This window comes from Pseudomonadota bacterium (assembly GCA_039028935.1).
Classification (GTDB): domain Bacteria; phylum Pseudomonadota; class Gammaproteobacteria; order Steroidobacterales; family SZUA-146; genus SZUA-146.
In genome coordinates, this window is record JBCCHD010000016.1 from 51,333 (window position 1) to 73,135 (window position 21,803).

Annotated in this window: 19 protein-coding genes; 15 read left to right on the top strand and 4 right to left on the bottom strand. The window is 50.3% G+C overall.

Annotated features, from left to right (window positions below):
* The first annotated feature begins 62 nt into the window (after positions 1–62).
* The 6 genes from AAF465_09630 to AAF465_09655 all read left to right on the top strand — a co-directional run bounded on the left by AAF465_09630 (position 63) and on the right by AAF465_09655 (position 5,485).
* Positions 63–860, top strand: coding sequence for a glutathione S-transferase family protein (locus AAF465_09630; GenBank protein MEM7082982.1), 798 nt, complete (start codon positions 63–65; stop codon positions 858–860).
* Between the two features lie 25 nt (positions 861–885).
* Positions 886–2,121 (top strand): MFS transporter, encoded by a 1,236-nt coding sequence (locus tag AAF465_09635; GenBank protein ID MEM7082983.1) that lies wholly within the window; start codon positions 886–888, stop codon positions 2,119–2,121.
* A 110-nt stretch (positions 2,122–2,231) separates the two neighbouring features.
* The gene (locus tag AAF465_09640; protein ID MEM7082984.1) at positions 2,232–3,209 is read left to right on the top strand and encodes an MBL fold metallo-hydrolase; all 978 of its coding nucleotides are present in this window, start codon (positions 2,232–2,234) and stop codon (positions 3,207–3,209) included.
* A gap of 86 nt (positions 3,210–3,295) precedes the next feature.
* Positions 3,296–3,691 carry a protocatechuate 4,5-dioxygenase subunit alpha gene (gene ligA, locus AAF465_09645; protein MEM7082985.1) on the top strand — a complete coding sequence of 132 codons (396 nt, stop codon included), beginning with the start codon at positions 3,296–3,298 and terminating at the stop codon, positions 3,689–3,691.
* A complete protein-coding gene (locus AAF465_09650; protein MEM7082986.1) occupies positions 3,684–4,526 on the top strand; it encodes a class III extradiol dioxygenase subunit beta in 843 nt (280 codons plus the stop codon). The genes ligA and AAF465_09650 overlap by 8 nt, the downstream gene beginning before the upstream one ends.
* Positions 4,527–4,618: 92 nt before the next feature.
* Entirely contained in the window at positions 4,619–5,485 is an 867-nt protein-coding gene (locus AAF465_09655) for a DUF1932 domain-containing protein (GenBank protein MEM7082987.1), read from the top strand.
* A gap of 57 nt (positions 5,486–5,542) precedes the next feature.
* Here the strand turns inward: AAF465_09655 and AAF465_09660 are convergent, their stop codons facing one another.
* On the bottom strand, positions 5,543–6,550 hold the full coding sequence (locus AAF465_09660) for an amidohydrolase family protein (protein ID MEM7082988.1): 1,008 nt from the start codon (positions 6,548–6,550) through the stop codon (positions 5,543–5,545).
* A gap of 199 nt (positions 6,551–6,749) precedes the next feature.
* Between AAF465_09660 and AAF465_09665 the strand changes: the two genes are divergently transcribed.
* The 6 genes from AAF465_09665 to nrtS all read left to right on the top strand — a co-directional run bounded on the left by AAF465_09665 (position 6,750) and on the right by nrtS (position 12,027).
* Positions 6,750–7,838, top strand: coding sequence for a 4-oxalomesaconate tautomerase (locus AAF465_09665; protein ID MEM7082989.1), 1,089 nt, complete (start codon positions 6,750–6,752; stop codon positions 7,836–7,838).
* A 21-nt stretch (positions 7,839–7,859) separates the two neighbouring features.
* On the top strand, positions 7,860–8,552 hold the full coding sequence (locus AAF465_09670) for a 4-carboxy-4-hydroxy-2-oxoadipate aldolase/oxaloacetate decarboxylase (GenBank protein MEM7082990.1): 693 nt from the start codon (positions 7,860–7,862) through the stop codon (positions 8,550–8,552).
* Between the two features lie 366 nt (positions 8,553–8,918).
* A complete protein-coding gene (locus AAF465_09675; GenBank protein ID MEM7082991.1) occupies positions 8,919–9,806 on the top strand; it encodes a LysR family transcriptional regulator in 888 nt (295 codons plus the stop codon).
* 134 nt (positions 9,807–9,940) lie between these two features.
* Complete coding sequence (locus AAF465_09680) at positions 9,941–10,882, top strand: Gfo/Idh/MocA family oxidoreductase (protein ID MEM7082992.1); 942 nt, start codon at positions 9,941–9,943, stop codon at positions 10,880–10,882.
* Entirely contained in the window at positions 10,879–11,784 is a 906-nt protein-coding gene (locus tag AAF465_09685; GenBank protein ID MEM7082993.1) for an amidohydrolase family protein, read from the top strand. The genes AAF465_09680 and AAF465_09685 overlap by 4 nt, the downstream gene beginning before the upstream one ends.
* A gap of 78 nt (positions 11,785–11,862) precedes the next feature.
* Complete coding sequence (nrtS, locus tag AAF465_09690) at positions 11,863–12,027, top strand: nitrate/nitrite transporter NrtS (GenBank protein ID MEM7082994.1); 165 nt, start codon at positions 11,863–11,865, stop codon at positions 12,025–12,027.
* A gap of 476 nt (positions 12,028–12,503) precedes the next feature.
* On the opposite strand, the gene AAF465_09695 is transcribed toward nrtS, so the two are convergent.
* Both AAF465_09695 and AAF465_09700 read right to left on the bottom strand, forming a co-directional pair.
* The gene (locus tag AAF465_09695) at positions 12,504–13,460 is read right to left on the bottom strand and encodes a hypothetical protein (protein ID MEM7082995.1); all 957 of its coding nucleotides are present in this window, start codon (positions 13,458–13,460) and stop codon (positions 12,504–12,506) included.
* A gap of 135 nt (positions 13,461–13,595) precedes the next feature.
* Complete coding sequence (locus tag AAF465_09700; protein ID MEM7082996.1) at positions 13,596–14,426, bottom strand: LytTR family DNA-binding domain-containing protein; 831 nt, start codon at positions 14,424–14,426, stop codon at positions 13,596–13,598.
* A gap of 109 nt (positions 14,427–14,535) precedes the next feature.
* Here AAF465_09700 and AAF465_09705 point away from each other — a divergent pair, with 109 nt between their 5' ends.
* Positions 14,536–15,621, top strand: coding sequence for a cytochrome-c peroxidase (locus AAF465_09705; GenBank protein MEM7082997.1), 1,086 nt, complete (start codon positions 14,536–14,538; stop codon positions 15,619–15,621).
* Between the two features lie 56 nt (positions 15,622–15,677).
* Here the strand turns inward: AAF465_09705 and AAF465_09710 are convergent, their stop codons facing one another.
* Positions 15,678–16,601: a dockerin type I domain-containing protein gene (locus tag AAF465_09710; protein MEM7082998.1), complete on the bottom strand. Its 924-nt coding sequence runs from the start codon at positions 16,599–16,601 to the stop codon at positions 15,678–15,680.
* Positions 16,602–17,117: 516 nt separating this feature from the next.
* Here AAF465_09710 and AAF465_09715 point away from each other — a divergent pair.
* Together AAF465_09715 and AAF465_09720 are read left to right on the top strand one after the other, a co-directional pair.
* On the top strand, positions 17,118–19,220 hold the full coding sequence (locus tag AAF465_09715) for a TonB-dependent siderophore receptor (GenBank protein ID MEM7082999.1): 2,103 nt from the start codon (positions 17,118–17,120) through the stop codon (positions 19,218–19,220).
* A 368-nt stretch (positions 19,221–19,588) separates the two neighbouring features.
* The gene (locus tag AAF465_09720; protein ID MEM7083000.1) at positions 19,589–21,658 is read left to right on the top strand and encodes a S8 family serine peptidase; all 2,070 of its coding nucleotides are present in this window, start codon (positions 19,589–19,591) and stop codon (positions 21,656–21,658) included.
* Positions 21,659–21,803: the final 145 nt, after the last annotated feature.

A 21,803-nucleotide genomic window follows, 5' to 3' on the forward strand; every position in this document is an offset into this window, starting at 1 on the left:
TTTTCAGTAGAAAAGCCTGTCTTTCTGAACGAGTTGTATGTCGCAGGATTCGCGTTGTAGGAATGTTGATTCTCTATGACAACGATTTTTCAACATGTGCTCAGAAGGTGCGCCTGTTGTTAAATGAGAAACAGCTGGAATGGGAGACCGTATGGCTTGATCTGCGGGCGGGCGACCAACATGATCCAGAGTATCTAACCCTAAATCCCAATGGCGTAGTACCAACGATAGTTGACGAAGGGAAGCCAATCATCGAGTCAACTTTGATTCTTCAGTACCTCGAGGAAAAGTTTCTAACCAATCCGTCGTTCTATCCATCGGGCGCAAGCGATCGATACGGGATTCGTTTACTTCAGAACAGGATTGATACCGCATTGCATGCAGACATTGCGGTATTGAGTATTAGCGTCGCATTTCGCCATGAACTTATTGCACGCAAGGGTGATCTGGTCGCTGACCACATAGAAAAAATTCCTAACCCTGTGATGCAAGGCATCTGGCGAGGTGCTATCGAGGAGGGTTTGCGGAGTCGACCGTTTGTGAATTCTTTGCGTAACTGGCGTGACGCAGTTCAACAATTGGAAAACCATCTACAAATTGGTGGCTGGCTTGTTGGTGATAAGTATTCGATTGCCGATATGTCCTACGTCCCTTATATCGTTCGGTTAGACCATTTGGGGTTGCTTCAGTATTTGGTTGACGACTGTCCTGGCGTCGTAAAGTGGATTTCGTCGATCCAACAGCGCCCTGCTTATGCAGCGGCATTTACTAACGTGATTGATAAGCAAAAGATTGAATTTTTGCAGCAGTGCGCACGGAATGAGGCCGTCGCAATAGAAACCGCATTAGCGTCGTTGTAACAATTAGTTGTAGGGGTGTTTGAAGGTGAGTGAATTTAAGCAAGGTTGGAAACCACTCGTGGCCGCTACGGTGGGCACGATGTGTGGAATCTTTACGCTTACGAACTACTCGCAAGGGTTTTTCGTTGGTCCGGTAACTAGTGAGTTCGGTTGGAGCCCGTCTGAATTCTTCTTGAGTTATACCGTATTGATGTGCTTGGGCCTGTTCACTGGGCCGATTATTGGGACGATTGCTCAGAAAACTACTCTGCGAACAGTGGGTATCATTGGACTTGTAGGCCATTCTCTAGCGTACGTATTACTCTCCTTCAACTCTGGTTCATTGATTCTTTGGTATCTCAGCTGGGCGCTACTGGCGATTCTTGGCGCAGGTTCATTACCGATCGTCTGGACTGGTGTTCTGAACAACTGGTTCACAAAACACCGGGGCAAGGCCATTGGCATCACTATGGCGGGTACAGGACTTGGTGCGTTCTTACTACCACCTTTAGTTGAGTATCTGATATCCAATCACGGCTGGCGAACTGCTTATCGCGGTATCGGTATCGGCGCTCTGCTCATTTCTTTGCCAATTGTCGTCGCGCTGTTTAAAGAAAAACCAGAAAGTGAAACGCTCAACGACTCTCAGGCTGAATTGATGTCAACCTCGAGTTGGGGTATGACGCGAGGTGAAGCTATGCGAACCGCTCGATTTTGGATTCTAGGTCTCGTTTTGTTTGTAACGGTTGTTGTGATAGCAGGCTTGCTATCTAACTTTGCGCGCATAATGACCGAAAAGGGATTTGAAAGAGGGTCTATCGCGCAGATTGCGGCAGTGATGGGTCTGACAGTGGTTCTTGGTCGACTTATCGTTGGCGCTTTAGTTGATAAGTTTTGGGCGCCGGGTGTGGCGGCTTGTTTCTTCGCGCTCCCAACCATTGGGTTGCTAATGCTGGTCAATCTAGAAGTTAGTTTTGGTGTCGCTATCGTGATTGCAGTGATGGTTGGTTTAGCTGCTGGCGCTGAACTCGACTTATTGGCCTACTTGACGAGTAAGTATTTTGGTCCGGCGCACTATCCCACAATTTTTGGCGCAATTATAGCGTTCTTCACGGTGGGTGCCGGAATCGCGCCACCACTATTTGGTGCCGCTGCTTCAGCTTATCAAGGATATACGTTTATTCTCACCATATCGATTGGACTATTAGCACTATCGATAATCTTGTTCTTGGCGCTCGGTAGATATCCGATAATAGAGAGCAAAAACTCGGTCGCTGCATAAAGTGCCATACAAGCGTTTAGTGTATGGATCCTTCATTTACGAATGCTCAGGGTGGAGATTTCAAGCTCAGTCAATGCAGTTTACGACTGCGGCGAAAGATGAGGTGTAGCATGGCCAGAGTTATGCTTGGAATAGTCTCGGTTCTACTGCTCTCAGTTGCCTGCGATACATCAAATGAACCCTCCTCCGGTCCAATCGGTAATAACACAGTCGATTTAATTGTAACGGTACTTGGATCTGGTACACCCATTCCAAGCCCGACTCAATTCGGTACTGCTATCTTGGTTGAGGCCGGTGAGGAGTATCTTTTGTTTGATTGCGGACGAGGATGCACGACCAGGCTGGCGCAATTAGATCAAGCTCTCATTACGCGAGTTACGCATCTGTTTATTACGCATTTACATTCAGATCATATCGTCGGAGTCGATGATCTCTGGCTTAACGGTTGGACGCAAGGAAGAAACATACCACTGGAGATTTGGGGGCCTGAGGGTATTCACCAAATGATGGCCAGTATGCGTGATGCATTTGCGTTTGATATTCATCGACGGCACACAGATGGACTGCCTGCGACTCAGGAGGGCATCGCTGATGCGTTCACCGAGTTGTTAGATGACGGAGTTGTGTTCTTTCGCAATGGCGTCACGGTGACCGCGTTCAAAGTTGATCACGCTACTGTGAAACCGGCCTGGGGATTTAGGGTGGACTACAAGAATCGTTCGGTCATGATTTCAGGCGATACAACCGTGACGGAGAGTTTATATACCTATGGAAAGGGGGCTGATGTAATTCTACAAGAGGTTATTTCACCACTTATGACCACGTATCTTAAAAATAACTTCACACCAAAACAGGTTGCCAAAGTACTGTCTTACCATACGGAAGCAAAAGACGCAGGTGATGTCTTTAGGGAGTCTGAGCCCAGGTTGGCGGTCTATTATCATACGGGCACTTCAGAGAGGTCCACTCGCCCACTGCTCGCCGAAACCCGCGAAGTTTATGATGGTCGTTTGGAAGTGAGTCACGATTTGTTTCAAATTCGGATTGGTGATGCAGTGACAACTCATAATATGTCTATCAGAAACTAGTGCCACTCGATTTCACGCTAGGCAAGTACGAGTGGTGCTTGTTCAACTTTAACTTTTGGCCAGGCGCCACAACCGGAGAGTAGAGAATGGCACTTGATAAACCATATAAAAATATACCAGGAACAACAATTTTTGACTCCGATATGGCCCGGGCAGGCTATCATGCCAATCAATTCTGCATGTCGCTAATGAAGCCCGAAAACCGAAAGCGTTTTCGCGAGAATGAGCGCGCATATCTTGATGAATGGGCGATGTCGGAGGAGCAAAAACAGGCGATTCTTGATCGAAATTATCTGAGACTTCAGAAATTGGGTGGGAACGTTTACTACTTTGCCAAGATTTTTTTTACTGACAAGAAAAGTGTGTTGTACGGATCCTCAACAATGGCCGGCATGACGGAAGAAGAATACAAAAACATGATGCTAAGCGGTGGTCGATCTATCGAGGGTAATCGATACCGAGGAGGTGATACGAATGGCTAGAATAACCGCAGGGGTTTCCACCTCTCATGTGCCGGCGATAGGAGCAGCCATTGATCTTGGAAAGACCAAGGAGGCGTATTGGGAGCCATTATTTAAGGGGTACGAATTCTCAAAGAAATGGATCGCTGAGGAGAAACCCGATGTAGTGTTTCTTATCTATAACGATCACGCTTCAGCGTTTGGGCTGGAGACAATTCCGACGTTTGCGATCGGTTGTGGCGAAGAGTATGAGAGTGCGGATGAAGGTTGGGGGCCTCGTCCAATACCAATCGTGCGTGGTGCGCCCGACCTAGCGTGGCATATTCGCCAATCGGTAATCCAGGATGATTTTGATCTAACAACGATTAATGAGATGAAGGTAGATCACGGCCTGACTGTGCCACTTTCATTGCTTTTCGGTCAGCCCGAAGCGTGGCCCTGTCGCGTTATTCCATTGGCGGTAAACGTGATCGTTTATCCGCCGCCATCCGGTCGAAGGTGTTACATGCTCGGAAAGGCCATTCGCCGAGCAATCGAGTCTTTTGATGAAGATCTAAACGTCCAGATATGGGGAACGGGCGGTATGAGCCACCAGCTACAAGGTGAGCGAGCCGGGTTGATTAATAGTGAGTTCGATCGACAGTTTTTGGACGATATTGTGCATCGCCCCAGCGAACTTGCAGATAAGCCACACGTCGAGTATATGCGAGATGCCGGAGGCGAGGGAATTGAGCTGGTCATGTGGCTAATCATGCGCGGTGCGCTGAATGACCACGTGACTGAGCTGCACCGGCATTATCACGTGCCAGCGTCTAGCACCGCTGTTGGCCACCTGATTCTCAAAAATAGCGGATAGCCGGCAGACTGCGAGTGAGGGAACCCAATGGATCTTGCCACGCTTATCTAACTCAGGGAGCGTAGGATTTGCCATTCTCCGGGCAAATAGGGTTGCTGGGGTTTGGCGAGGTTGGCTCTTTGCTGGCGCGCCAATTGTCGTGCGAGTCGATAACTCTTCGAGCTTTCGATCCACGATTTGCCGAAGTTGACAGTGGCCCGACTAACGCACTTGGAGCATTGCCTTCGGTTGTCGCGGGCGTTTCTCCTGAAGACGTCGTCATAGGAAGCTCGGTAGTCTTCAGTGCGGTAACGGCGGACGAAAGCGTTAATGCTGCAAAATCAATCCGAAAAGCCATTCATCGACACACATGGTTTATTGATCTGAACTCGGTCTCGCCGGGTTCGAAGGAGAGGGCTGCTGACTTCATAACCGCCGGTGGGGGGCGCTTTGTTGAATGCGCAGTGATGTCACCGATCGAACCATTGGGTATTGCTTCGCCGATTCTGGCGAGTGGGCCATTGGCTGAGTCGTTTAGCCCAATCGCTGCGAGTCTCGGTCTTACGGGTTGGCGCGTAATTTCTTCGAAACCTGGCAAAGCCTCGGCGGCGAAGATGTGCCGAAGTATCATTATTAAGGGAATCGAATCTCTTATATTCGAATCTTTACCTTGCGCGAGAAAACTGGGCGTCGAATCGGAGGTGATCGACTCTTTGACCAATTTGCTGCCGGGCATCGACTGGAACGAACAGTCACGCTATATGATAAGCCGGACCATACTTCATGGGCAGCGTCGATCGGACGAAATGGAGCAGGTTTGCACTACGCTAGAAGAAGTGGGCTTTGATTCGTTGATGAGTGCGGCCTGTGTTAAGAAGCAAGAGAATTCAGCTCGGTATGACGCTTTGGCAAACGAAAAATCATTGACAAAGCTGCTCGATCAGTTGATTTGGCTAAACTCAAACCCAACGCAAGACTAATATCAATCGACAGTAACTACGATGTGTCACGTTATGTCCGTTCTAGGAGTCTTAGATTCAAGTTTTCAACCTGCTATATACTTTGCGTGCGTTGTCGGAGAATATTGCGATTTTCTGCTCCTCGCTGATATTGGCTGAATCGATGTAGCGTCTTGTGTCGTCAAAGTGATGACCGGTTTCAGGATCAATGCCTCTTACCGCTCCAACCATTTCAGAAGCAAACAGTATATTCTTTGTCGGAATAACTTTGAGGAGCAGATCAATACCAGGTTGATGGTATACGCACGTATCAAAAAAGACATTGTTCATCAGAAGTTCATCGAGTGGTGGTAGTTTCATCATGTCGGCTAAACCGCGAAATCGGCCCCAGTGGTAAGGTACGGCGCCACCACCATGCGGAATGATAAACTTAATGTCCGGAAAATCTTTCGTTACAGAAGACGTCATAAGTTGCATAAAGGCTGTGGTATCAGCATTCAAGTAGTGCGAACCTGTCGCATGGAAGCAAGGATTGCAAACGCCACTGACATGAATCATGGCTGGAACATCCAGCTCCACCATTTTCTCGTAAATGGGATACCAATAGCGGTCGCCGAGAGGTGGAGAATTCCATAAGCCACCTGATGGGTCCAGGCTAAGATTACAACCGACGAAATCATATTGTTCGACACATCTCTGTAGCTCGGCAACCGAGTTTTCTAAGCCTGTGCCAGGTGACTGCGGTAACTGACAAACACCTGTGAAGTTTTCCGGATAGAGCTGGGTGAGACGATAAATAAGCTCGTTACAATGTTCGGTCCAGTACTTACTGGTCCATGCGTTTCCAATATGATGCCCCATCCAACTCGCTCGCGGAGAGAAAATTGTCCGATTCGTGCCTCGTTCCGCTTGGAGTTTAAGCTGAGCATTAGACACACTTTCCCTTAGTTGATCATCCGAAATGTTGATGGATCCTTTTGCGCCTTGGGCATGCGGATCTTTTTCTAGCAAACTCTTTTGTGCTTCGCGATACGCACCCAGTTCGGGCGGGGCCGTTGTATAGTGTCCGTGACAGTCGATAATCATAAGCGAGTCTCCTGGAATAAATGGCCGGTACAAGGCACCAACGATAACAATCCAAGAACTTAGCGCGATTGCAGAGTTCGATTATCCATGGCCTGGCAACCAAAATTCACATGCAGGGACTTCAGATTCCGTGCATGTTACGAATTTCGATTACACAGATAATCAAAACACTATCAAGTACTGCAATGAGAACGTGAAGATGGATACGCAAACTAGAATTAGTTGTTCTTTGGTTCGCGGTGGAACCTCTCGGGGTCTCTATTTCTTAACCGATGATCTGCCACTTGATCCGCGAGAACGCGATAGAATTCTGATCAGCGTTATGGGTGGGCCAGATCTACTTCAGATCGATGGTGTGGGTGGAGGGCACTCACTGACAAACAAGGTAGCGTTAGTTTCCCGTTCACGGCGACAAGATGCCGATCTCGATTATCTTTTCTTACAAGTTGCACCCCAATCGCAAACTGTTAGCACAGCACAGAACTGCGGCAATATTCTCGCTGGTGTAGGCCCTTTCGCAATTGAAAATGGCCTGATCGTCCCGTCTGGTATGCATACTCGAATGACCGTTCATATGGTCAACTCCGGAAATCGGTGCGAGTTAAGTGTAGAGACACCGGGTGGACTAGTTGAAGTTAATGGCGATGCGCGAATCGATGGTGTTCCTGGTACTGGTAGTCCCATTGTGTGTAGCTATCTTGATATTGCAGGATCTGTGACGGGAAGTCTGCTCCCAACCGGCAACCAAAAAGACATGTTCGAGGAAATCGAAGTGACATGCATTGATAATGGCATGCCCGTTGCCGTAATAAGTGCGTCGGATCTCGGACTCTCCGGCAAGGAGTCACCAGATTCACTTGACGCGAATGAGCCGCTCAAGCAAAGGCTTGAGACCCTAAGGCTAATTGTCGGTCGGGCGATGGGGCTTGGCGATGTCAGCGAATTGTCAGTACCGAAAATGTGCTTGATTTCAGAAGGCAAGCTCAATCAATTGATTCACACAAGAATGTTCATTCCTCATTCTTGTCATCGATCAATTGGTGTTCTTGGTGCGATTAGTGTCGCAACAGCCTGCCTATTACCCAATTCGGTGTGTAAAAGAATATCTCGAGGCCTCACTGGGAAAACGGAGCTTGTCGAAATTGGACATCCGAGTGGTTCGCTTGCGATAAATCTTGAGATAGACATGTCTGCATCGCTCTCAACGATGATAAAAAAAGCCGGGGTGATTCGTACTGCAAGAACAATCATGCGGGGTGAAGTAAGAGTGCCCCGGTCCCATAATTAGTGATACAAGTGGAGTAAGGTTATGCGAACGGTGGCGGTAAGAAATATCGAGCGTGGTAATAAAGCCGAAATCGATGCTCTAGCTGAGTTTGGCGTTGCGACAGTGCATGAAGCACAAGGCCGTGTAGGCTTGATGAAGCCATATATGCGCCCTGTGTTCCGTGGTAGGCGAATTGCTGGGAGTGCAGTAACAATTCTCGCCCAGCCTGGAGACAATTGGATGCTCCATGTTGCCATCGAACTCTGTAGACCCGGTGACATTTTGGTGGTAGCGGTTACAGCCGAGAACTCCGACGGTATGTTCGGCGATCTACTGGCAACCTCCTGTCAATCGCGTGGTATCAGTGGATTGGTTATCGATGCCGGAGTGCGAGATGTAAACGATCTAGAGAAGATGAATTTTCCAGTTTGGTCTCGGAAGATTTCGGCAAAAGGTACTGTCAAAGAAACACTCGGGTCGGTCAATGTACCAGTTGTCTGTGCGGGTGCGTACGTGGTGCCAGGTGATGTAGTCGTGGCCGACGACGATGGTGTTTGTGTCGTACCTAGGCGTCGCTCAGGAGAGGTTGTGCGATTAGCACAACAGCGCTTTGAAAATGAAGAATCGAAGAGGCAACGACTCGCTACCGGCGAGCTTGGTCTGGATATGTACGATATGCGACCCAGGCTAGCGGCGGCCGGTCTTGAGTATGTTGATTCGTTGGAGGATTTGTAGCGTAGATTGAGCGTTTTCCGAGGCGGCTGATACAATGTCTCTATGCCATACGTCAGTTTTCGTCAAGCCAGAATTTTTCTTGCCACCTGTAGTCATTCCAGCATTACCGGTGCCGCTCAGGCTATAAATCGATCGCAAACTTCTGTCACCAAATCGCTACAGGAGATTGAGAGCGAGTTGGGCGTTGCGCTATTTGATCGAACCTCTAGAGGTGTTACACCCACAGCTTATGGTAGGGCTCTTGAACGAGGCGCCGTTCTTGCCGCCGAAGCCATGAGTTCTGCAGGAGAGTTGGTTCCGCCAGTCCTCGTACAGGAGTCCCCCGGCTTATCTCGATTTTTCCAAATGGACGTCTCAGATAGGTGGTTGAACTCGTTTCTTGCGGTTGCAGATTGGCAAAGTCTCTCGTCTGCTGCACAGCATCTGGGTGTTACGAAATCTGCCGTGTCCTCGAATATTCGCAAGCTCGAAGATATGTTAAGTGCTACCCTTTTCGAGCGTCTTCCCAGTGCAAGTATCCCGACGCGTTTTTCGCGACAACTCATTCGATATATAAAACTCGCTCGAAGTTACATGCGGCATGCGGTGGACGAAGTGTTGTCGATGCAAGGAGAGGAGACAGGGCAGATTTCAATTGGTAGTTTGCCGTTTGTCCGCACTCTGATAATCCCCCGAGCGATTGCACGACTGAGACAAGCACATCCAAATTTCGATGTATCTACTTTGGAGGGTCCGTACGACGACTTGGTGTCTGCATTGCGATGTGGTGATATCGATTTACTTGTTGGTGCTCTACGTGGGCCCAACCTCGAGCCAGGGCTGGAGGAGGATCCGATAATGACTGATGAGCTGTCCGTTATTGTTCGAGTGGGTCATCCACTGCAAAATGTTGAGCCACTTACTTGGTCTATGCTGCTGGATTATGAGTGGATCTTGCCTAGAGTAGGAACGCCAACTCGATCACTGTTTGAGACCGCTTTACGCAAGCAGAAAATGCAGTGTCCAGAACACGTAGTTGAAACCAGTTCGATGGTGCTTTTGCGGGGACTATTACTTGAAGGAGATCAGCTAACTGTTCTGTCTCGGCATCAGATAATTCGGGAAGAAGAGAGTAGCATGCTTGCCGTTCTACCTTTCAAGCTTCACAACACATATCGACCAATTGGTATCACTAGTCGGTCAGGGAGCAATATGGCTCCTGCGGCAAAGCTATTGGTAGAGCAAATTAGAGCTGTGGTTATGGATCTCACCTAGATCTCGCAGCGTAATTCATTACTAATCAACGAATATTCAATGCCCACTTCTGAGTAAACCAACTATTCTTTTTGAATGGTGACGATCCAAGTGAGGGGCTGTCTGACAATGCGGGACTCAGGCAAGAGGCAACCATGAATATTCTCTTAGCCGGTGAAGGAGCTTTCGCCGATAAACATGCTTCGAGTCTTCGCAATATTGATAATGCATCTATCGGTGCGCTAGTGGGCGGTATTCGCGAAGACGCCGAACGATTTGCCGAAAAACACAATATACCTTTTTGCACAACTGATTTTGATGAGGGTCTTGCTCTATCTGACATCGATGCTGTGATACTCGCAACGCCGACCCCGCTGCATGCAGAACAGGCAATTAAAGTGATGAGGGCTGGCAAGCACGTTCAAGTAGAGATACCGATGGCGGACAGTCTAAGCGACGCTGAAAGAATTGTATCTGTTCAGAAGGAGACTGGAAAAGTCGCGATGGCAGGACACACAAGACGGTATAATCCCAGCCACCAATGGATCCACGAAAGAATTTCGCGAGGAGACTTGATTCTTCAGCATCTTGTTGTTGAGACCTACTTTTTTCGCCGTCGAAACGTCAATGCAGAGGGAAAAGTACGCAATTGGAAGGATAATTTGCTCTGGCATCATGCGTGCCATACCGTTGATCTCTTTCACTATCAAACACAAGAGTTGCCTTCGCAAGTCTCTGCAATACAAGGCCCACCGCACCCAGAACTCGGTATCGCGATGGATATGGGCATAACGTTGAAGAGTCCATCTGGTGCTCTGTGCACTCTATCGTTGTCGTTCAACAATGATGGACCACTTGGAACATACTTTAGATATATCTGTGATAAAGGAACATTCATCGCTCGATATGATGAGTTGTTTGATGGTTACGATCGTCCGGTTGACTTGAGTAATGTCGATGTTTCCATGAATGGCATCGAACTGCAGGACCGAGATTTTGTTTCATCAATTCAAGAAGGTCGTGAGCCTCGTGCCAGTGTCGCACAGGTTTTTCCAGCGATGAAAACACTAGATCAACTAGAGCGATACCTAACATGAACGAGAAACCTGTGTTTGAGGCGGATCACGACTGGCTGACCTTTCATTCATCTCCTTCAAGGCCCAGATTCCAGTTGCCGAAAGGAGCGGTTGATGCGCACTGTCATGTGTTCGGACCTGGCGAGAAATTTCCTTATGCTGAACAACGAAAGTATACGCCCACTGATGCACCAGCAGAGGCGCTTTGGGCGCTTCGAGATCATCTCGGGTTTAGTCGAAGCGTCATAGTTCAAGCAACCTGTCACGGCAACGACAACCGAGCTTTATGCGATGCGTTGAGAAAGTCGAATGGTTTGGCTAAAGGTGTTGCATCTGTTGCCACGACCATAAGTGATAGTGAGCTAATCACACTGAGAGAGAGTGGCGTATGTGGAGTACGTTTTAACTTTGTTCGTCGTCTCGTTGATCCAAAACCGCTGATCGAATATGAGGCTCTTGCTCAGCGATTAGATCCTCTTGGACTGCATGTAGTGATTTACTTTGAGGCGGGTGATCTGCGCGAGTACGCTGAATTCTTTTCTTCTTTACCAGTTCCAATCGTGGTCGACCATATGGGTCGCCCTGATGTAACGAAGAATCCGAATGGCGAAGAATTTCGACAGTTTGTCCGGTTTATGAGTGAGAACGAAAATGTTTGGTGCAAAGTGACGTGCCCTGAGCGGTTATCCAGGGTAGGCCCGCCTGCATATGGGGACGTGGTGCCATTTGCTAAGAGTATTGTTGAGCGTTTCCCTAATCGTGTTCTATGGGGCACCGACTGGCCACATCCAAATATGAAAACACATATGCCGGATGATGGTCATCTGGTCGACTTTATTCCGAGCATTGCGCCGACGGTTGAATCGCAGCAACGTTTGCTAGTGCATAATCCGATGCGTCTCTATTGGCCAGAGGAGCAGTAGCAAGTGCTTGACGCTGCTCAAGGATGGTTAGCAACGGCATTGCAACCGGTCGTGGTAAAGCGAAGCGCCAAGGTGTCTGTGCTGGTTGGAACGATCTTAGTAGCTATCAATCAAGGTGATGTGTTTGTGACGGGGGCGCTTACTAGCGATCTTTTATGGCGTATCCCATTAACCTATCTAGTGCCCTACTGCGTGTCGACGTATGCGTCAGTAGACGCCATTCGGTCGACTGGAAAAGTGTAGTGTCGGAGTTATTGTCTGGCCAATTACAATTGAGAAGTAAGCGGATGCTGATTCATGCAAAAGTAGCGACACCACACGGGGTTGCCTATACGAGGCGGCTCTGCAAACACTTTGCGCATAAAATTCCTGCGATTGCCGAGGGCAACCGGGGCCGTATAGAATTCCCATTCGGCTTGTGCACGATTGAGTGTGACGACCGATTTATGCGAATCTCGGTGTCTGTCATAGATGAACAAGCCGTTGAGCGAGCGGAGCGCGTAGTTGGCGACCATCTAGAGAGGATGGCCAATAAAGATAATCCTATTATCGTTTGGCAACGAACGTCGGTTGAGTAGTCCCCGCTCGGTAAGTGATGAAGGGGTTTTGATTGATGCCCAAGTGGCGACAGATCATCAGATTGAGTGATTCTATTTTCACTGAAGTCAGAACAAAGAGCGATTCAATCGTAAAGATTGCACTTAATAAAGTAACGATAATCAGCCAGGTCGATCGGGCAGGGGGCAGGCGGCCCGCACAAAGTGGAATCCCTCGGCGACGCTACCATCATTAAAGGGTGGACTAAAAAAACGCACTCGCAGTCGATTGATTGGCCCAGAGTCGATGTCCATGTTGAAGCGGTTAGCCACACTGCCACCCGGCAACGAGAGGGGATAGAACATGGGCCCGCTGCCGTCGGGTGTTTGCGGAAACAGTGAGGTTTGATCATTGCCGCGCTGGAGAATCGGCTGCATCAGCCAGCCGGTCATGTTTGAGCCGGCAAACAGCACGACCCCTTGCGAATTTGACCACCCCGGACGCTGCTCAATATTGGGCGTCACCATATCAAAACGAACGGATTCGTCTGGTAAGCAACTGCTCGATACGATGGCACTGATGCCCGACGCGCTACGAAATAGGCTCTCTGGACACGTACCAGTTGTGGTCTGGCCATCGTGGGTTCGATAGCCGCCGTGTCCCCAGCCTTGCAGCGCGTTGCCGTCATCACGAAAATCAAAGCACTCTTGAGTATCGATGCCCACGTCGAATGCAACCGGGTTCGACAAAATCAGTTCGTTCACAACGGGTTCAACAACCAACGGGTCACTCGGCGAGTTGCGCAGCAGGATTATCAGTCTCACTTCGTAAGGGCCAAGATTCAGCGCGGGCAAGGTGCCCGTCCAGTTATTTCCAGAACCTTGAAATTCGCCGTCAGCCTGAATCCAGGGTCGACCAAATTCTCGCGCTGAGCGGAATTCGGCGGTAATGGTCTGCACCCGCTTGTTGCCAAGCGGGGGTAACACTAAGTTGAGATTAACGATCGGTTCGTCACCTTGCACGACCGGTTCAACAAGGATGCTCTTAATCCGTGAATCTTGCTCTGGTAGCAAGGTTGGGCAGGCCACCTGTAGCAAAGCGGCGGCGAGAATCAGTCCAGTCCGGTAGTAGGCGCCCATCGTTATCGTCTCTCTTTGTTGCTGGTTACTTCTGCATACCGAAAAAGAGGAGGATTAGGCTCACGACTCGACGTCGTACGTAAGTTTAGATCGAGACCGCGCTATCCGACGATGGCCAAATAGGCCGCGTTCAAGCTACTGAGAAGCCTGTCGTGATTTGCGTTTAAGCAGGCCTTGGGTTCGCACCGATTGTATAAATCCGTCGCTAACCGGCACGTCAAGATCATTGATCAGCGTCAGTTGCCATCGCCGGGCGCCGCGCTTGGCACCGACCACCGAATGATTGGCGACCCACCAAGAACGATGAACTTGAAGCCCGAGTGAGGGCGGCATCTGAGTAATGGCAGAACCGAACTTCTGATGCACGAGTTCGTTATCCGACTGGGTATAAACACGAACATAGTGTTCTTCGGCTTTTAAGGCTACGACCTCTTCCACGCGGATACCGTGGGTCTTCGTTAGAAACGTGGGGACGGGTAGGTTGGCGTCGACGCTTTGTGACTGGGCACCTTGGGCGTGACGTGTGACCAGCAACCACACTAGGAAATGCAGTGGCATCACGATCGTGGCGTTGGTGCCGTACTCGGCGGCAAACGCCAGCATCGGTGAGATGGCCATCAAGTCGTCGTCATCGTAGGCCGGCACCATTGGCAACTGTGACTCGAGGAAAAGCTCAACCAGCGTGAACGGCACAATCGCCAGAGCGCTAACGATCACAACCGGCTTGAGCCAAGATGGGGAGCGCAGGGCGTTTGGCCATTTGGTGTCGATCAACCATTGCGCGCTGAAAAGCGACACGCTAAACACAGTTAGGCGGACTCCCCAGTACACTACCTGTTGGCCTAGGGTGGCATCGACTAGCGCCTCATTCAGTTGCGATACCGTGGCGAGCACCGCCATGAGCGCCCAGAGCCGCAATGCGTCCGCAGATTGATCCGGGCGAATGTAATGAAGGAGACGGTTCATGAAGAAAACAGGACGGTTCAAGAAGAATCAGTAAGTTACATGAATTTTCGCTACGCACGCCCAACGCGCGACTCTACGATTAAACCTCGAATGACGAGCGGAGTGTGCCATGAATCGTGGCGTTTGGGCTATTGTGTTGAGTGTGACGATGCTGGCGTTAGCCGGCTGTGAGGGTGAGGGTGCATCGGGCGCAGCACCCGAATTGCCCTATACGGCGTTTTTTTCACCTTTGCCTGAGGCACCGCTATTTCCGACCACCAACGCGTTCTCGGACGAGAAACGCACACTCGGCGAGTTTCTCTTTTGGGATCCGATTTTATCGGGACAAATGAATGTCTCATGCGCGTCGTGCCATCACCCCGAGTTCGCCTGGTCTGACGGACGCCCCAAATCGATCGGTGCGGACGGTCAGGGACTCGGGCCGGAAAGAGTGGGTCAGCAAGTCACACCGTTCCATTCGCCCACGGTGCTCGATTCGGGATTTGCTGGCATTGGCAATGCGGCTCTCCCGACGTATTTTGAGTCGGGCCCCTATTTTTGGGACGCGCGCGCTGCGACGCTTGAGGCGCAAGCCTTGGATCCAATACGAAGCGCGTTGGAGATGCGAGGGCCGTTTTTAACCGACACTGAAATCTTTCCCGAGATCGTTTCGCGCCTAAATGCCATACCTGAATATCAGACTCTTTTTCAGGCCGCTTTCGAGGGGCCTGACCCGATCAGTATGGACAATGTTGCGAAGGCCTTGGCGACTTTTCAGCGCACACTCATTTCCGCGCCCACGCGTTTTGACGCGTTTCTCGCCGGTGACGAATCAGCGCTCACGGCAGATGAAGTAACGGGTTTGAATAAATTTATCAACGCCGGTTGCACTGATTGCCACTCCGGTCCGATGCTATCCGATTTTATTATTCGTCCGACCCAACCTGTCCTTGAAAACCTAGATGCCGTGCGAACCGCTCCCCTGAGGAATGTCGCGCTTACACCCCCGTATATGCAGGATGGATCTCAAGCGACGCTACGCGACGCCGTTGCACTCTATGAGGACCGCGACGATTTAGGCGTGACACTTGAAGACGATGACTTCGGTGATATCGAACGCTTTTTAAACACCGTGAACACGTCGCGTTTTTACGGCGAGGTGCCGACGTATGTCCCCAGTCAATTACCGGTTGGCGGGGATATTCTTGGTCCGTAGTGCGCACGAGCCGTTCATGCTAGCGCAAATTTGCGACGACTCTCTGATCAGAGAACTTACGTCATATCCATGCACTGATCGGCACTCGGTCCTGGCGGTCCATTGAAGTACGTTTCGAAATTGTTAGGTGGCATGCCGAAATCCAAGAAATTGATCACCCCATCCTCGTTAAGGTCAATATTCTCATCAAAGTTCTGATCGCCAACGATTGAGCCGAACGCAAATGAGAGCGCCGCCAAATCGAGGAAATTGATGACGCAGTCATTGTTGTAGTCAAAGTCGCATATGTTCCCCTGACCATCGTTGTCGGTGTCTCTCTGATCGGGATTGGAAACCAGTGTGCAATTGTCGGCAAAATCGTTGATGCCGTCTTCGTCGGCATCGGGCGCGACAGCGCTCGCACCCAATTGAAAGTAAATAGCATCCCGATTGTGGCCGTTGTTGGAGATGCCGGAAGCCACAATGGTGATTGAATCAAAGGCGCCCGACATTTGAAGGGTGCCATGCAAGGTCGTAAAGGCGGTGGCGGTAATCGAATTGTCACTGAGTGAGTAGTCGAAGCGGTTGGCACTGATCACGCTAATTGCGTCATTAAACGTGTACGTTCGCTCCAGACCAAAAACATGAAAGGTTGGATTGTAGACGGTCTGCGAAAACTCGATTGTCCAGGTATCATCCGAGTTGGCGACAAGGTTCTCCAGATACAGCCCGTCAGAGCCAACCAACATCGGTGTGTAACTGTTTGTCGCCCAGTCGTAACTATTGTCGATAAAGGTATTTGGACCATAGATCGTGGCTGAGTTGCCAGTACTGCTCATTGTTGCGGTGATGCCGCTGGCGCCCAGTACGCCACTGACCGCGGTCGGACCTGACGGGTTGGTGAGTGCCGTCCAGTCCATCCACTGCGTTTGGCCCATCGCGCCATGTGAATGAAATACCAATACCATACCGAGCAAGAGTGGTGCGAGGTGGCGATGCATATTGATACTCCTGTGCGCGAAGAGTGTTTAGACGGCGATCTTTGAACTGAGCGAGTGTTTCAAAATAGTAGCACGCGCATGTCCTACGCCAACGTCAAATCCCATCAAAGAAATTGATCGATGTACGCCGTCGACAACCGGCTGTGGCTATTCTGCCGACCCAGTACGGAAATCGCCGAGCCCTTCGTTACGGCGGTGGAACTCGCAGAAAGAGTTCTATTTATCTCGATTCGAACCGCGTTCACAGACGAGCTGAGCAATACCGTTTCTCTCAGGCGGTCTTTCGATTTGCCGCTCGACCACTCAGCTGCGCAACTTCGCCCAAAACACGGTTCAATACGTTATCGTTAAACCAATTTATCTTATTAATTACAATAAGATATGATTTTGTTCTGACTGATTTAGAATCAATATCAAGTATTGATTGACAAGGTTTCAGCACACGCGTCTAATCCGCGATGAGAATGATTCCTATCTATATTCTCGTTCCATTTTCCTCTTTCGGATAAAAATCTAATGAAATTCCTTACTTATTATTTGGCCTCAGCGGCGGCTGTGGCCGCCGTCGTGCCGGCGTCATTTGCGCAATCGGATTCGGGTGAACAACTCGAAGAAGTCGAAGTATTTGGTCGATACCTATACGTCGACCAGGTAAACGCGGTGAAGACACCAACGCCCATTATTGATGTCCCGCAGAGTCTGTCGATCTTCACGGCCGAACAAATTGCGCTCCAAGGACTCAGTAGCATCGGCGAAGTTGTTAACTACACGCCGGGTGTGAACACCTCTCAAGGCGAGGGTCATCGTGATGCTGTCGTGTTTAGAGGCGTGCGTTCGACCGCCGACTTTTTCATCGATGGCGTGCGTGATGACGTCCAATACTATCGGCCGCTCTACAACCTCGAACAGGTTGAAATATTGCGCGGTCCAAACGCTCTGCTTTTCGGTCGAGGCGGAACGGGTGGTGTACTCAATCGTGTGACGAAGAAGAGTGTCATTGATGAGACGTTCACAAACTATCAACTTACGTTTGATTCATTCGGTGAGTTTGGCGGTCAGCTGGATACCAATTATTCCATCAGCAACAAGTCTGCGCTTCGAGTTAACTTCATGTATGAGAGCTTGGACAATCATCGGGATTTCTTTGATGGTACTCAAATCGGCTTCAATCCAACCGCGCGGTTTCAAATTAGCCCTGATACAACAGTCGATGTTTCTTATGAATACGTCGATCACGAACGTTTTATCGATCGCGGCATTCCGACCGGTGCAGACGGAGAGCCGGTGGAGGCGTTTGATGAGATCGTATTTGGGGATGCCGCACTCAATGAAACGACTCTGGAAGCGCATCTCTTCCGTGCCACGGTTGAGCATGCCTTTACCGCTAATATGAAGGGCCGAGCAAGCCTGTTTCATGGCGACTATGACAAGCTCTATCAGAATTTTTATGCATCCGCTTTTGATCCCGACACGAATATTGTTGGGATCGACGGTTACATTGATACGACCGAGCGTCAGAACACGATTCTATCCGCCGATCTTATTGGCGAGCTTGTAACGGGCAGGATTGGTCATACGTTGGTCGCGGGATTCGAGTTTATCGATACGTCAAATGACAATGATCGTTTTAATCCAGTGTGGAGTGGCTCAAATGATGATGTTGAGTTCTTTAACGTGATGCGCCCATTGATGTTTGAGAACGGTATGGGCGTCAATGCCAGCGGTGACACGACTGCGATGACGTTCTCAGACTTGAACGACGATACCGCGGCTGATGTCGAAGTATTCTCATTCTATCTTCAGGATGAAATTGAATTCTCCGAGCAGTTAGATGTTGTGTTAGGTCTTCGTTTCGATAGCTTTGATATCGACGTTGACAATCTAGACCCCGATAACCTCGAGTCCCGAAACCGAAAAGATGATGAGGTGTCTCCTCGGTTTGGGGTTGTTTATAAGCCAGTCGAAAATGTCTCGATCTACGGAAGCTACAGCGAGAGTTTCTTACCAAGATCGGGTGAGCAGTTTGCGAATATTAATGGTGACAATAATCGGCTGGACCCAAATACCTTCTCGAACATGGAGGTCGGTATTAAATGGGATTTCGTCAACAGCCTGAGCCTTACGGCCGCGATCTTCGAGATCGAGCAAGAGTCGCCGGTCGTGTCGGATGCGGATGCCAGTCAGTTCGATATTATTCGTACGACCGTTGATGGTTTTGAAGCGCAGTTACAGGGCCGGTTAACTGACACTTGGACGATTTCCGCAGGTTACAGCTACCTAGACGGCAAACAAGCAAACGGCACGCTTCGGCCTCGTGAGCTTCCTGAAAACATGTTCTCAGTCTGGAATACCTATCAGCCTACAGAGAAAATCGGCGTGGGTTTCGGTCTCACCTATCAAGACGAGAGCTTTATCAATAACAGCAATAGCGCGACGTTGCCCGCCTATACGCGAGCCGATGCGATGGTCTTCTACAATCTGTCAGACACGATGCGTATTCAGTTGAACGTAGAGAATTTGACCGATGAAGAGTACTTTCCAAATTCGCACAGCACGCATCAGGCGACAGTTGGTGCCCCGCTTAATGCTAGGCTGACCTTTGTTAGTCGACAGTTCTGATCGACAGACATTACGTCACGAATTAACGCCCCTTAATTAAGGGGCGTTTTTTTTGCATAGCCGATAAATGAGAGGGCCTGGACGAGGCGCGTGTACCGCAACCAGTGCGAGAGCGTTGTGCTTCCGGGTGGTTGAGCACACAAAGCTGAGGCGAAACGCTGTCTACCTTATCCTCAACGCTTATGTAAACTGGGCACCGCAGAAGTCTTATTTTGGTTAAAAAATAAACACAAAATCGGCTGTAACATATTGATTTGAAATTGTTCTTTTGACGTCGTAGGGTATGTGAAGAACTGGTGAAATTAATAACACAATAAAAGACAACCGGGCGGCATTTTTCTTTTTGATTTTTTGATTAGGGGAACTCAATGACGTTCGAAATTGACCGTGCCAACGGCACGTTCGTGCGCCTCTGTGTTGCTACAGTGGTTGCTTTTCTTCTCACTCCATTCTCATTCGCGGCCGATCCTCTCTCACGGACCGCATCGCAAAACAGCAATCAAATCATTGTGAAATTTAACGCGAATAACGCATCGACGATGGGCCGCGCTGCCCAGACACGCGATATTCAAGCGTTGGATCGAGCGGTAACATCGATGCTGAGTGTAAACGTTCGACACGCGCGTCAAATCGCTACTGGCGGTGACGTGTTTCGACTTGAGCGCTGGTACAGTCATGCCGATCTACAAAAGCGACTCGCTAAGCTCAATGCCGATCCTGCGGTGGAGTACGCCGAAATTGATCGACTGATGAAGCCGATGGCGACGCCGAATGATCCGCGCTACAACGAACAGTGGCACTACTTTGAAAACACTGGCGGAATACGCTTGCCTGCCGCTTGGGACTCGTCCACAGGCAGTGGTGTAGTGGTGGCGGTCCTGGACACCGGATACCGTTCACATCCCGATTTGAACGCCAATTTGATTGGCGGTTACGACATGATTGGCGATACGTTTGTGTCAGTCGATGGTAACGGTCGCGATTCCGATGCCACTGATCCAGGCGACTGGGCCAGTGCGGGTCAGTGCGGTCCCGGTGAGCCCGCATCCAGTAGTAGTTGGCACGGCACGCATGTAGCCGGAACCGTTGCGGCAGTTTCAAACAATAATGTCGGTGTGGCAGGTGTGGCCTACAACGCGAAAGTGGTGCCGGTGCGGGTGCTTGGACGATGTGGGGGTTATACATCCGATATTGCCGACGGCATTATTTGGGCGGCAGGCGGTAGCGTCAGCGGCGTGCCAAGCAATGCTAATCCAGCCGACGTGCTCAATATGAGCCTGGGCGGTGGCGGTAGCTGCAGCAGCACGACCCAGTCGGCCATTAACTCTGCACGCGGTAATGGCGCCGTCGTCGTCGTTGCGGCCGGCAATTCAAACGTGAACGCATCGAACGCGAATCCGGCTAATTGCAGCGGTGTCGTGACAGTAGCGGCAACAAATCGCAGTGGTGGCAAGGCGTATTACTCCAACTTCGGGAGTTTGGTCGATGTGGCGGCGCCAGGTGGCGACGTGCGGGGCAATGCATCGAACGGTGTGTTGTCGACCTTGAATTCTGGTTCACAAGGACCGGGCAGCAGCAACTACGAGTTCTACCAAGGCACCAGTATGGCGGCACCGCATGTAGCAGGTGTGGCGGCACTGATGTTGGCGGTGGATGGGTCGCTTACGCCCAATGAAATTGAAAATACGCTGAAAAACACGGCGCGTTCGTTTCCCGCTTCGTGTAGTCAATGCGGCAGCGGCATCGTTGACGCCAATGCGGCAGTGGATGCGGTGTCACCCTCTAATCCGCCCCCCAGCGGCGGTAATGAGTTAACCAATGGTGTTGCCAAAACCGGCTTGAGTGCCTCACAGGGTAACGTGTTGCGTTACACGCTCGACGTGCCAGCTGGCGCTACTAACCTAAGCTTCAGTATCAGTGGTGGCAGCGGCGACGCTGATTTGTATGTGCGCTTTGGTTCCGAGCCAACCACCAGTAGCTATGATTGTCGTCCGTACCTCAACGGCAATAACGAAACCTGTACAATCTCCAATGTTCAGGCGGGCACGTATCATGTCATGGTGCGCGCGTACGCGACCTTCTCAGGCGTGTCGCTTGTCGGCAGTTTCGATGAGCCATCCGGCGGCGGAAACTCTGGTGGTTCCGGCGGCGTCGACAATCTGTCGGCATCACGCGGCAACTGGGTGCGCTACACGGTGGAAATCCCATCAGGCATGTCGAGCTTGGTAGTTAGCATAAGTGGTGGATCCGGCGATGCCGACCTTTACTTACGCTATGGCTCCGCGCCGAGCACCAGTAGCTACAATTGCCGACCTTATCTGAACGGCAACAACGAAACGTGCACAATCAACAATCCACAGGCCGGCACTTGGCATATTGGGATTCGTGCGTATCGCACGTTCTCAGGAGTCGATCTAACGGCAAGCTGGCAGCCCTAAGGCGGTCATCATTACGAATTGGCGGCCGCGTCATCGCGGCCGCTTTTTTTGTGCCTAGTGACGCCGCTATGGATTCACTCGGTAGGCGCTGGGGCGAAAGCGCTGGCTGCATTGTGCGTATCGTGTCATTCTACTTCGCGGACTC